The sequence below is a fragment of the Microbispora bryophytorum genome, from assembly GCF_043197435.1.
GTDB lineage: Bacteria > Actinomycetota > Actinomycetes > Streptosporangiales > Streptosporangiaceae > Microbispora > Microbispora bryophytorum.
The window spans coordinates 314,194-326,748 of sequence record NZ_JBICTF010000005.1; the positions used below are offsets into that span (position 1 = coordinate 314,194).

Consider the following 12,555-nt stretch of genomic DNA (forward strand, 5'->3'; position numbering starts at 1 on the left):
CGGACGGCCTCGCCCCTCGCCGAGATCGCGGCAGGCGTCAGGCCTTGAGTAGTTGCTCGCTCAGCTCCCAGAGCCGCCGCGCCGACTCCGGATTGATGGCGTGCGGCACGACGTTGGACGAGACGATTCCCTCGGGGCCGAAGGTGACGGGCTTCGGATCGTGATCCAGCGGCGAGATGTCGTTGTTCCTCAGGTAGACACCGCCGATCTCGGCGAGCAACGGGCTGGTCGCGGCGAACACGATGGTGCTGGCCCCCTGCTGCGGCGTCTTCTTCTCACGGTCGGGGTCGATGATCGGCCGGCCGGACTCGTCAATGAGTCCCATGGCCAGGTTGACGGCCCGCGCTTGGTCCTCGGGCATCGAGCTTCCCAGGTTGGTGCCAACGATGATGCCGGGGTGTACGGCATAGCCGCGGATTCCCTCTCCGGCCCATCGGCGGTCCAGCTCGACGGCGAACAGCACGTTGGCGGTCTTGGACTGAGCGTAGGCGAGGTGGCCGTCGTAGCCGGTGGTGAAGTGCGGGTCGTCCCAGCGGATGTCGGAGATCCGCTGGGCGCCGGACGTCACGTTGACAACCCGGGCGCCATGGGCGGCGCGCAGCGCGGGCAGCAGGGCCAGTGTCAGCTGGAAGTGGCCGAGATGGTTGGTCGCGAAGTGAGATTCGTACCCGCGCGTGTCTCGGACCAGGGGGCCGCCCATGATGCCGGCCCCGTTGATCAAGATGTGAAGTGGACTGCCGGAGTCGAGGTAGCGGGCAGCGAAGGCGTCGATCGACGCAGGGTCGAGCAGGTCCAGCCGGCCGATCTCCACGCGCTCGATGCCGGCCAGCTCAGGCCCGGCACGGTCTGGGTTGCGCGAGCCCACCGTGACGGATGCGCCGGCCTTGCTGAGCGCACGGGTGGCCTCCCGGCCCAGGCCGACGTGGCCCGCGGTGACGACGACGTTCGTGCCGGACAGGTCGATGCCTTCGAGAACTTCGTCAGCCGTCGATGCCGCGGTGAAGCCGGATCCAATGGGGTGCTGCTTATGTGTCATGCCAGCAGTCTGCGTACGGCTGCTCAAACTCTGAATAGTTGTCCGTTCGCTTTTTTTGCGCGATAGTACGGAAATGGTCGCTGATCCCCTGTCGGAAGTGTTCGACGTCGTCAAGATCCGCGGCCTGGTGTCAGGCGGTTTCGCGGTGCGGGGCCCTTGGGTGGCGCGCGCGCCCATCGAGGACCCGCTGAAGCTCATCGCGATGGTGTACGGCCGGTCCCGGCTGATCGCCGACGGCAGCGACAGGCCGATCGAGTTGGAAGCGGGCGACGTCGCCATCCTGAACAACCGGTCGTGGCTGGAGCAGGAGGGCGGCATAGGCGACGAACCACGCCGCGAGATCAAGCCCGAGGAGAACTTCGCCCGACTCGTCGGTGCCGACCGCGGCACCGACGACGTCGTCATCGGAGTCGCAGTCGACATCAACCCGGCAGGTCGAGCGCTGATGCTGCAGGCGCTTCCGCCGCTCGGCCACGTCCGGGCCTTGGCTGCCACGGCGAGGAACCTGCGCGGCACGCTCGACCGGCTGTTCGACGAGGTGACCGGGAACCGGCTGGGCTCGGCGTTCGCGATTCGGCAGTACGGTCAGCTCCTGCTGCTCAATGTGCTGCGCGCCTACGTCGACCAGGCCCAGCTACCCCCGGGATGGCTGCAACTGCTGACCGACGAACGGTTGCGTCCAGCACTCAGCCTCATGCACGCCCAGCCTGGAAGGCACTGGAGCTTGGAGGAGTTGGCGCGGACTGTGGCAATGTCGCGGACGTCGTTCGCCGTACGCTTCCGGGCTGTGGCGGGCGTACCGCCGCTGACCTACCTCAACCGCTGGCGGATGCTGCTGGCGCAACGCGCTCTTCGTGACGGCGATGTCCGCGTCGGGTCACTGGCGGCCGAACTGGGCTACGCGTCGGAAAGCGCGTTCAGCACCGCGTTCAAACGGGAGGTAGGGGTGTCACCGCTGCGTTACCGATACCGGGTCCGCGATGAAGTGACGCACGCACCAAGTCGGTAGAGGTACTACCTGCTTGACCGGAACCTCTCTGCCTGCTGCTGCAACAGGGGCGCAGCCGGAATATGACACAAAGACACCGCGGAGCCTGACGGCTGGTCGTTAGGTGGCCGTCGTCGTGTTGGCTCCCCGTAATCTCTTCAAGGCAGCGTGCAGTTCCTCCTTGCCCTGCTCCAGTGCGTCTGCCGCGGTCGGCGGTTTGCCCACCAGGCGGCAGTACTCGCTGCGCCGGGGCGACCACTGCTCCGGCGTGTACAGGTAGGTGGCCGGGTAGTCGGCGTATTTAGACGGTCGGCTTCCCTGCAGGCACCTTGGCCGCCGAGCCGGTTCATCTCCTTCACAACGACCACAGCTTCCATCAGCTCGCCCGTGCCCGGCCCCTGGAAGTCGCTCGTGGCCAGCACGTTCGGGGTGAACTGGCGCAGGTAGGTGTGGCGCGCTCGATCAGCGCCTCGTCGGTCTTGGACTTCACCCGCGACTCCGAGCGGACACGGCCTGGTCGAACAGGGCCACCACCTCGTCGAGCTGGTCGACCGTGGCCTGGGCGACGAACGCCAGCATGATCGGGAACTTACGCTCTTGCGCCGCTCCAGCCCCTGGTTGGTCGAGCGGCGTGCGACCTGCGCCAGGAACCGGCGGCGCTCGTTCGGCAGCACCGACACATCCATCGGGTGCGCGTCGATCGCGGGCAACCAGGTCAGCTTGTCGATTGCCGGCCCGGCTCGTCCGTGGCTGCCGTCACAGGCTCAGCAGCAGGTCCCGGACCGCGGCGGGCTGGGACAGGAACGGGTGGTGGCCGGCCTCGAGTTCGACGACGTTGCCGGCCCGGCGAGCGAACTCGCGCTGTAGCCGCGGCGGGGTTCCCCGGTCCTGGCCGCAGATGAGGTACGTCGAGGGCACCTGCTGCCATGCGGCCGCCCCGACCGGCTGCCCGGTCACCCGCACGCTTTGCCGGGCGAGGTGGTCCGCCGCCTGCGCCTGGACCACGGGGTCGCAGTCCTGCAGGAACGTGTCCACGAGCAGCTCGGGGCGAACCCCGAAGGTGCCGGCGTCGGGGTCGACGTCGAGGAACGGGGCGGGGCCGCCGTCCCCGAACTCCGACAGGCTCTGCCCCACCTCGGGCAGGTAGCTGGAGACCAGCAGCAGGTGGCGTACCGACCCGATTCCCGCTGCAGCTTCCGCGGTGATGATGCCGCCGTAGCTGTGGGCGACCACGACGGTCGGCTCGTCGCTTTCCCGCAGCACCTGCCGCACCGCGGCAACGTCCTCGGACAGCCCCGGACCGTCAGCGCCACCGGGCAGGCCCGCCTCGCCGCAACTCGGCAGCGCCGGGGCCACGCTCGGCACCCCTCGCTCCTGCAGCAGCTCGGCGGTGCGGTGCCACCACCACGACCCGTCCCGCACGCAGGCCCCATGCACGAACACGACCCTCATCGCTACCTCCGCGTCTGCCTTGACTGCCTTTAGACCAACGGTAGACGTAATAGTCGTTACGTGAAAAGGTGGGGTTGTGGGTAGACGACCGGAACCGCATATCAAGGAGAGGCTGCTCGATGCCTGCACTGATCACGTCCTCGCGCATGGCCTCCCCGACCGGCTCGAGCCGCTGGCCACCGCCACCGGCACCTCAGCCCGGATGCTGATTTATCACTTCGGCACCCGCGACGCCCTGCTGCGGGCCGTCCTCGGGCGCGCGCGGCAACGTCAGCTCGACACATTCGGCGACCTCCTGCGGGTGCGACCCGACGAGCCGTACACGGTCACCCTGTATCGCGCCTGGACCTCCATCACCGGCCCGGACGGGCAGCCGTACCTGCGGATGTTCGGTCAGCTGCGCGAGAGCGCGGAGCAGAAGTTGTGGCCCAACTTCCGGCGCACCGCGACGACCGACTGGCTCGGCCCGCTCGAGGACGGCCTGCGCAGCATCGGTCGCCCGGATCTCGCGACGCTCGTTCTCGCCGTCATCCGTGGTCTCCTCATGGACCTCGATGCCACCGGCGACGCCACCCGCACCGACCAGGCCTTCCACGACTTCCTCGGCGCAGTCGAGCACCTGTCCACCGACGGAAGCGACCCGGGCGGCATCCGACTTGCCGATGTGAGCGAGCCGACTAGTGTCCCATCACGCAACCTTGGTCGGGTAACTGGTCCTGCTTCTGATCGGTGAGCTGGCGGCGAAGTTCGTCTTGGGCTCTGGGCCCGGGCGCTGCGCCAGGTCCAGCGTGAGGATGTCGGCCCCTGCAGCCGAGCGAGCATCACCGCGTGCGCGTCCTGCCACAGCGACAGGCCGCCGCCGGTCAGCCGTGCGGCGGCCTGCCCGAGTTCGAGCGCGTCATTGATGTTCAGCCGGGCGCCGAGAAGCGGCGGCCTGTGGTCCAGCGCCTATGGTTCCTGCAACGGATCCGGGCAGGAGGGAAACCCCTGGCACCTGTCGGCGCCGGAATCGGCCGGTATCGATCCGGGCAGCGTGCACCTGTGCGAGTAGCCGGGTGACGGCCGCCGACGGCCTGCCCGCCCCCAACGGTGCTCCTCTGCGAGAGTCGCACACGGGGAGGCGGGAGGCCGTCTGGTCGTCCGCAACGGCTACCACCAGCCGGCGCCATTGAGGCCAAGGCGCCGCGCGTCAACGACAAGCGCATCATTGAGCACCACCGGTAGACGGCGTCCAGCGGCCGGTTCTGCCACTTGGGCATGCCGTCCCGCCCACCCTGGGCGCGTGTTGAACCCGCCGGAGACGGGGGAGACCGCCCGGTTCGAATAGCTTGCGGGAATTACCCTTCTCACAAGCTATCCAAGCGGCACCGGCACACAACAGATCTCCTTTTCTGTTTTCTATTTCCAGAAATTCGATAAATCGCTACGCTGGGCCTCCGTGAAGACCTCCGTGACCGTCACCGCCTGCAAGCACTGCGGTGCGCCCATCGAGCAGCCGGCCCGGCGGGGCAGGCCGCGGGAGTACTGCCCGGACGGCGACTGCCAGGCGGCGGCCAAGAGGGAGCGGGAGCTCCGCCGCGCCACACCGGGCCTGGAGGGCGCGCTGGCGCGCGTGGAGGACCTGTACGAACGCATGGAGAAAGGCCTGGCGGCGGCGATCGAGCCGCTGGCGCAGGTGCTCGCCCAGGAGCTGAGCCCGGCAGGGGTCGAGGCGAAGCTGAGCGCGATCCAGGCGGAGGCGCACACGAGTGTCGCCATCGCCCGCGCCGAGCGCGAGCAGGCGCTGGAGCAGGTACGGCTGGCCCGCGAGGCCGCCGAGGAGGCCAGGCGGGAGGCGGAGGAGGCCCGCCGCCGGACGGAGGAGGCCTACGCCGAGCGGGACAACGCCTTCGCCGACGCGGAGACCGCCCGCGAGCAGGCCCTGGCCGCGCTCCGGGAGGCGGCGAGCACGGAACGCCGGGCCAGGCAGGAGGCCGACCAGGCCGTGCACCGGGCCGAGACCGCCGAGGCCGCCCGCGAGCAGGCCGTACGGGAACTGGCCGACCGGGTGGACCAGGCCGCGGCCGAGGTCCGCCTGACCCGGGAACAGGCCGAGCAGGCCGTTCAGGAACGCGACGCGGCGCAAGCCGACGCGCGGACGGCGCGGACGGAGGCGGAGCTGGCCCGCCGCGCGCATCGCGAGGCCGAGCAGTCCAGCGCCGCCGCGCTGGCCCGCGCGCAGGCGGCCGAGGCCGAACGCGACCGCGCGGTCGCGCGTGCGGAGGCCGAACGCGACCGGGCCGTGGCGCAGGCCCACGACGAGCGTGACCGGGTGCTGGCCAGGGCCGAGGCGGCGGAGGCGGCCCGCGAGCAGGTCGTCGCGGAGGCCGCCAGGCTGCGCGCGGAGGGGGCGCAGGCCGAGGCGCGCGCCGGCGCGGCGGACGCGGAGGCCGCTCGGGCGGAGCAGGACGCCCGGGCCGCCACGGCGGAGCGGGAGCGGATCCAGGCGGAGCTGTCGCTGGAGCGGGCCCGGCTGGCCGACCTGCGCGCGCAGCTCGACGTGGCCAGGGCCGAGGCGGCCCAGCTGCGCGAACGCGCGGTCGCCGCGGAGCTGCGGCTGCGACCGGAGGCTCCCGAGCTCCCGCCCGGCCCGTGACGACGCCCCGTCGCCCGCCCCATCGTCTGCTCCGTCACCTGCCTCGTCACCTGCTCCGGCCGCCTGCTTCGCGCTACGCCGACGCCTTGACGGCCGAGTCCGCCGCGGCCGGCTGCCGCGTGACGCGGCGGCGCCGGGTGGGCAGCCCGAGCGTCGGGTTGGCGACGCCCCAGGCTGCGCCCTTGCAGACCAGCTCCTTGTAGACGGCGGCCGGCCATCCGGTCAGGACCGCCCGGACGGCGCGGTCGTCGGCGGTGACGTACTGGATCAAGCCCTCCTTCCGGCCCAGCGAGATGCACTGGTTGAAGTAGCGGATCGGCGCGTTCGGGAGCTTCCCGCCGGTCAGGCGCGCCGCGATCGCGTCGGCGGCCTGCCAGGCGGCCGGGGTTCCCGAGGCGCACGACATGCGCAGCGGCTTGTTCCCGGGGCCCATCGCCATGGCGGCGTCGCCGATGGCGTACACGTCCGGGTGGGAGACCGAGCGCATGGTCCCGTCGACCACGATCTGGCCGGTGCCGGTGACCTCCAGACTCGTGGCCTTGGCGATCGGATGGACCGCGAAGCCGGTGGTCCACACGGTGACCGCGGCGGGGACGGCCGTGCCGTCGGCGGTGAGCACGCGCTCGGCCTCGACGCCGGTGACGGTGGCGTGCTCGTGCACGGTGATCCCGAGCGTGCCCAAGACCTTCCGCAGGTGCTCACGGCCCTTGGGCGACAGCCAGTCGCCGAGTCCGCCGCCGGTGACGACGGAGACGTGGAGGTCCGGGCGGGCTTCGGCGATTTCGGTGGCGCACTCCAGCCCGGTGAGGCCGCCGCCGACGACGACCACGGTCTGCCCGGCGTCGAGGCGGGTCAGGCGCTCGCGCAGCCGGAGTGCTCCGGGCCGGCCGGCGATCTCGTAGGCGTGCTCGGCCGCCCCGGGGACGGCCTGGGAGTTCCAGCCGCTGCCGAGGGCGTAGACGAGCGTGTCATAGGCGAGTTCTTCGGCGCCGGACCCGGGCGCGGCCACATCGGCGCCGTTCGCGTCGGCGTCGCTGACGGTTACGGTCTTGCGGTCGACGTCGACGCGGGTGACCTTCGCGAGCCGCAGTTCGACGCCGGTGCCCGCGAACATCTCGCTGAACGGCCGGGGCCTGAGGTCCTGGCCGGTCGCCAGCTGGTGCATGCGGACGCGTTCGACGAAATCGGGCTCGGCGTTGACGAGGGTGATGGCGACGTCCTCGCGGCGGAGCCGCTTGGCCAGGCGCCCGGCGGCGATGGCTCCGGTGTATCCGCCTCCGAGGACGATGATGCGGTGCTGCATGCCCATGCTCCTGTCTTGCGCGATTTGCCTCTTGAACCGGGCGGTGCGCCGTTTCCTGACAGGAACGCGGTGTGAAGCACCTCACACTGCGAAGGGGTTCCCAGGGGTGGGTGGCTCAGCCGCGTGCCGCGGCCTCGATCGCCTGCTTCATCTCCCGTGCGCCGTGCTCGACGCGAATGCGGACCTCGGTGGCGCGCGTGTGCGGCAGCACGTTGGTGGTCCAGATCAGCCGGCCCGCTTCGTCGCCCTCCGGGCGAACTTCGAATGAGGCGTGGTGGTGCTCGAGCGGAGGTCTCGCGCCGTCAACAACCGAATAGGCCAAGCAGCGGGAATCGTCATCGATCGCGACGATCAGCTCGCGGATGACGTGCCCGTCAGGGAAGGTCAGGAACCGCTGGTCGCCTTCCAGCCGGGTGTTCGTGACACGGCCCGGCAGCAGGCGCTCGTGTACGGCTCCGACGTCGCGCAGCACATCCCAGATGTGGTCAGGGGACGCGTCGATGACGATCTCGTGGCGGATGGAGGCCATGAGGTGGGGGACTCCTCTCGGGGATGGGGCGGTTCCTCGGCGGCAGACAGGGGACGCCACCCGTGGCCGGCGTGTTCTTCGGCGCGCGGTGCGACGGGTCTGTTCCTGAGCGGCCGTGGTCACGGCTGCTGTCCGGTCTGGCGCAGACGGTCGGCGAGGCGATGCTGGTTGGCGGCCAGCCGCAGGCACAGGTCGCGCAGAACGACCAGCTCTTCAGGGGCGAAGCCGTGGAACATCGCCCGCATGGCAAGCTGCGACGGTTTGCGGAACGCCTTCATCCACGCCCGCCCGGCAGGTGTGATCTCGGCCAGAACCGAACGCCGGTCCTTCGGGTCGGGGACCCGGCGGACCAGCCCGTCGTGCTCCAGCGTGTCGACCAAGCCGGTGGCGTTGCGGGAGCTGACCCCAGCGGTCCGGGCCAGCTCGCCGATGCTGATGCCGTGCTCGCTGCCGTTGAGGCGGATCAGCAGGTCGAGCGCGCCCGCGCTGACCCCTCGTCCCTGGGAGCCGTGGGCCCGCATGCGCTCGACGGCAAGGTTGGCGGTGCGGACGGCGGCGCCCGCCTCGAAGGTGAGCAGATCGTCGTCGCTGTCGGTGAACTGGGTCATCGCGGCCCTGACCCGAGGATCGTAGAGGAGGCCGTCAGAGTCGCTCTCGTAAGTATTTACATCCTTCATTATGTGGCACGACATTAGTACGTGCTTCCAGATTTGCCAATCCGCGCGTGACGTTCACGCTCACTCAGGGCGCCGGCTGGCGTAGGTGCGCGGGCCGCAGCGGCCGCTTCACTCCTCGGACCACCTGAGCAGCGGCTCCCCGTGGTCGGCGGCCGCCCACTGCGCGGTCGCGCGTTCGAGCTTGTCGGGATTGACCTGGCTACGGACCGCGGAGATGCCCCCGGCGGTGACCTCCAGGCACATGACCCCGACGACCCGGCCGTCCACGACGACCACGACGGCGGGCTCGCCGTTGGCGGTCCAGATGTAGACCTCGGGCGAACCGCCGACCAGGGCGCGCTTGACCTCGGCCGGTTTGAACAGGCCCCGCAGGAACTTCGCGACCGCGACGGCGCCCTGGAACGCCTTGGCACGGGCCGGGATCTTCCCGCCGCCGTCGCCGACCGCGACGGCGTCCTCGGTGAGCAGGCGTACGAGCGACTCGATCCGGCCGGTGGTCGCGGCCGTGAGGAACTCCTCGACGATGCGCCGGGCGGCGGCCTCGTCGGTCGCGGTGCGGGCCTTGCCGTCGGAGACGTGCTTCTTGGCGCGGTGGAAGATCTGCTGGCTGGCGGCCTCGGTGATGTCGAGGATCTCGGCGATCTCCCGGTGCGGGTAGTCGAAGGCCTCTCGCAGCACGTACACCGCCCGCTCGTTGGGCGACAGGCGCTCCATGAGCGTGAGGACCGCGTATGAGACCGATTCGCGCTGCTCGGCGGTGTCGGCCGGGCCGAGCAGCGGGTCCCCGGCGAGCAGCGGCTCGGGGAGCCACTGGCCCACGTAGGTCTCGCGGCGCGCCCGCGCGGAGGTGAGCTGGTTGAGGCACAGGTTGGTGAGGACCTTCGTCAGCCAGGCCTCGGGGACCTCGATGTGGTCGACGTCGGTGGCCTGCCAGCGCAGGAACGTCTCCTGCACGGCGTCCTCGGCCTCAGCCGCGGAGCCGAGAAGGCGGTAGGCGATGGCCTGCAGGCGCGGCCTGGAGGCCTCGAACCGGTCGACGTCGTCCACGGTCAAGGGCATGACACGATCCTAGATCGGGCGGCATGCACCGTCGCCAGCCACCGGGTTTCAGCGGTACCGCTCGGTGGCGAGGGGGAGACGCAGGACGAAGCGGGCTCCGCCGTGGTGTTCGGCGGCATACAGCCGGCCACCGTGCTCCTGGGCGATCTCCCGGGCGATGGACAGGCCGAGCCCCGACCCGCCGGGATCCCGCACGCGGGCCTCCTCCCGGCGGTAGCGGCGCTCGAAAACGCGTTCGCGGTCCTCCGGCGGGATGCCCAGGCCGTCGTCGAGGACCTCGAGGACGGCGTCGGGAGGGTCGGCGGTGACCACTACCTCGATCTTGGTGTGGGCGTGCCGCTCGGCGTTGGTCAGCAGATTGCCCAGCAGGCGGGCCAGGCGGATAACCGAGGCGCGTACGCACACGTGCGGATCGAGGCGGCTGAGGACGGGGGTGCCCGGAGTGCGGCGATCGAGCTCCTCACCGACGAACACGGCGAGTTCGATCAGGCGCTCGCTCTCGCGCGTCTCGCTGTCCACCCGGGCGAGGGCGAGCAGGTCGGTCACGATGTCGTTGAGCCGTTCTGCGTCCCGCAACAGCTTGCGCAAGATTGTCTGCAGGTCGATGCCGGGATCGGACAGCGCGACCTGCAACTCGGTGAGCAGGCCCGCGATGGGGTTGCGCAGGTCGTGTGAAGCGTCCTGGACCAGCCGCCGCTGCCGTTCGATGGCCTCGCTCAGGGCGGAGGTCGTCTCGCGCTGCTCCCGATGCGCCCGCCTGAGCTGGTCGTTGAGTGTCTGTAGCTGCAGGGCCAGGGAGTCCTGCTCGCAGGCCGGGCCGGAGCGCCGCAGCGCGCGGACGAAGTCGGTGACCTCCTCGCAGATGAGGAGGATGCACCGCACTTCGCCGTGCGAGCCGAGCACGGGCGTGTTGACCGTGCTCCAGTACCGCTCCTCGAACACGCCGGGCCGGTCCGCCATCTCGACGTCGTACCTCTGCAGAGGCATGAAGTCCCGGCGGCGGGTGGTCATCACCTGCTCCAGGGACGTTCGCAGCATCTGCGCACCCTGGTGCTCGGAGTCCTCCGGCGCGGCGGGGTTGGGCGGGAAGACGTCGAAGAGGTCGCGGCCCAGCAGGTCCTCCCGGCGGTGCCCGCTCACCTCCAGGAAGGCGTCGTTCACGGCGACGATGACGAGGGTGGGCGTCAGCACCGCCGACAGGGCCGGGCCGGTCCTGAACACCGCCTCATAGTCGATCTCTGACCTCATGACCACGGGGCCTTCCCAAACCTCGTCCTCCGGTCCAGGCAGTCGGGCATGCGGGGCCGCTCACCCGCGGCCGTACCGCGTCCCATTCCCGCGAGAGCCCGGGTCAACGGGGTACGCCCTCGGCCGGGCGACGGAAAAAGAGATGAACGCGCCCGAGACCATCACGCCGAGCGTTCGTCGGTCGCGCCTCATCGGGCCGGGCGACGGGCCGGCCGTGCGACGGCGACGGCGGCCGCGGCGCAGACCACGGCCGGCGCGATCAGCGCGTACGCCGCGCCGTGGTGTCCCTGATCGGGAACGCCGACGGTCACGAACGCGCCCGTCACGGCGACGCCGATCGTGGCACCGCACTGCCGGGCCGCGTTGAGCAGCCCACCGGCCACGCCGGCGGCGCCTTCGGGAGCGGCGGTCACGACCAGGGTGGCCAGGGCGGGCAGCGCGGACGAGACACCGAAGCCGGTGGCCACCAGCCCGGTCAGCAGGAGCGGGTAGGAGGCGCCCGCCCAGACGGCCGCGCCGAACGCGACACCGCCCGCCGTGAGCAGGCCGAGCCCTGCCAGCACCGGCGGCCGTGGCCCGGACCTGGCGACGATCCTGCCGGTCAGCAGCGGGTTGACCGCGAAGGGCAGCGTCATGGGCAGCAGCGCCGCCCCGATCTGCCCCGGCGTCAGGCCCAGCGCCTGCTGGAAGAGCAGCGGCAGCACGAACAGCACCCCGCTCATCGCGAAGTTGACCGCCGCCCCCGCCAGCAGCGCGCCGGGGACGCCGGGCCTCCGCAGCACGGCGGGCGCCAGGACCGGCGCGTGGCCCTGCCGCTCGCGTACGGCGAAGGCGCACACCGCCACGGCCGTGGCGCCCGCCGACCATGCGGCGTGGACGAAGGAGTGGGCGCCGAGCGCGATCAGCGTGTCGGTGAGCAGCGCCACGGCCGCGCAGGCCAGGATCTGGGCGGCCCAGTCGATACGCCGGTCGCCGCGCGGGCAGCGTACGGCGGCTCCGGCCGTGAGTGCGAGGGTGACGGCGGCGAGCGGGGCGTTGATCAGGAAGATCGCCCGCCAGCCCGCCAGGTCGGTCAGCGCCCCGCCGGCCACCGGACCGGCCACGAGCGCGGCACCGCTGGTCGCCGCCCAGACGGCGACGGCCTTGGCCCGCTCGGCGGGCACCGGGTACAACCGGGCGATCATCGCCATCGATGCGGGTACACAGCCCGCCGCGGCCAGGCCGAGCAGCGCCCGCAGGCCGACGAGCGCCCACAGCGACGGCGCGAACGCGCTCAGCAGGCTGCCGAGGCCGAAGGCGGCGACGGCCGCCCGGAACACGCGGTGCGCGCCGTACCGGTCGGCCACCGACCCGGCCGTCAGCAGCGCGGCGCCGAACACGAGGGTGTAGCCGGTCACGGTCCACTGCAGCCCCGCGACGCCCGCGCCGCCGAAGGACCGGGCGAGGTCGGGCTCGGCCACCGACAGGACGGTGGTGTCGAGCAGCACCATGAAATAGCCGAGCGCGATCCCGGTCAGCGCGCGGGCCCGGGCGGGCGCCGCCGGGGGAGCGGCGGAAACAGTCGACGGCACAAGGATCTCCAGGAGGTAGACGAACTGGGGGTCACTGTGGCGTCGGACGCCGAAGGG

The 12,555-nt window shown here is 71.3% G+C and carries 11 protein-coding genes; 3 read left to right on the forward strand and 8 right to left on the reverse strand.

The window, feature by feature from the left end; all coding sequences use genetic code 11:
• Nucleotides 1-37 precede the first annotated feature (37 nt).
• A complete protein-coding gene (locus ACGFIB_RS18865; protein WP_393373410.1) occupies nt 38-1,063 on the reverse strand; it encodes an SDR family NAD(P)-dependent oxidoreductase in 1,026 nt (341 codons plus the stop codon).
• Between the two features lie 46 nt (nt 1,064-1,109).
• Here ACGFIB_RS18865 and ACGFIB_RS18870 point away from each other — a divergent pair, with 46 nt between their 5' ends.
• A complete protein-coding gene (locus ACGFIB_RS18870; protein WP_142571067.1) occupies nt 1,110-2,045 on the forward strand; it encodes an AraC family transcriptional regulator in 936 nt (311 codons plus the stop codon).
• A gap of 735 nt (nt 2,046-2,780) precedes the next feature.
• On the opposite strand, the gene ACGFIB_RS18875 is transcribed toward ACGFIB_RS18870, so the two are convergent.
• Nucleotides 2,781-3,476: an alpha/beta fold hydrolase gene (locus ACGFIB_RS18875; RefSeq protein WP_393373413.1), complete on the reverse strand. Its 696-nt coding sequence runs from the start codon at nt 3,474-3,476 to the stop codon at nt 2,781-2,783.
• Nucleotides 3,477-3,552: 76 nt separating this feature from the next.
• On the opposite strand from ACGFIB_RS18875, the gene ACGFIB_RS18880 reads away from it, so the two are divergent.
• Together ACGFIB_RS18880 and ACGFIB_RS18885 are read left to right on the forward strand one after the other, a co-directional pair.
• Complete coding sequence (locus ACGFIB_RS18880; RefSeq protein ID WP_393373416.1) at nt 3,553-4,209, forward strand: TetR/AcrR family transcriptional regulator; 657 nt, start codon at nt 3,553-3,555, stop codon at nt 4,207-4,209.
• 705 nt (nt 4,210-4,914) lie between these two features.
• Nucleotides 4,915-6,111, forward strand: a complete 1,197-nt coding sequence (locus ACGFIB_RS18885; protein WP_142571062.1) for a coiled-coil domain-containing protein — start codon at nt 4,915-4,917, stop codon at nt 6,109-6,111.
• Between the two features lie 73 nt (nt 6,112-6,184).
• Here ACGFIB_RS18885 and ACGFIB_RS18890 read toward each other — a convergent pair whose 3' ends face one another.
• The 6 genes from ACGFIB_RS18890 to ACGFIB_RS18915 form a co-directional block, all read right to left on the reverse strand.
• Nucleotides 6,185-7,414, reverse strand: a complete 1,230-nt coding sequence (locus tag ACGFIB_RS18890) for an NAD(P)/FAD-dependent oxidoreductase (protein ID WP_393373418.1) — start codon at nt 7,412-7,414, stop codon at nt 6,185-6,187.
• Between the two features lie 115 nt (nt 7,415-7,529).
• Nucleotides 7,530-7,943 (reverse strand): SRPBCC family protein, encoded by a 414-nt coding sequence (locus tag ACGFIB_RS18895; protein ID WP_393373421.1) that lies wholly within the window; start codon nt 7,941-7,943, stop codon nt 7,530-7,532.
• 119 nt (nt 7,944-8,062) lie between these two features.
• Nucleotides 8,063-8,551: a MarR family winged helix-turn-helix transcriptional regulator gene (locus ACGFIB_RS18900; RefSeq protein WP_393373424.1), complete on the reverse strand. Its 489-nt coding sequence runs from the start codon at nt 8,549-8,551 to the stop codon at nt 8,063-8,065.
• Between the two features lie 177 nt (nt 8,552-8,728).
• Nucleotides 8,729-9,679, reverse strand: coding sequence for an RNA polymerase sigma-70 factor (locus ACGFIB_RS18905; protein WP_357242924.1), 951 nt, complete (start codon nt 9,677-9,679; stop codon nt 8,729-8,731).
• A gap of 48 nt (nt 9,680-9,727) precedes the next feature.
• Entirely contained in the window at nt 9,728-10,927 is a 1,200-nt protein-coding gene (locus tag ACGFIB_RS18910; protein WP_393373427.1) for a PAS domain-containing sensor histidine kinase, read from the reverse strand.
• A gap of 188 nt (nt 10,928-11,115) precedes the next feature.
• Entirely contained in the window at nt 11,116-12,498 is a 1,383-nt protein-coding gene (locus ACGFIB_RS18915) for an MFS transporter (protein ID WP_393373431.1), read from the reverse strand.
• Nucleotides 12,499-12,555 lie beyond the last annotated feature (57 nt).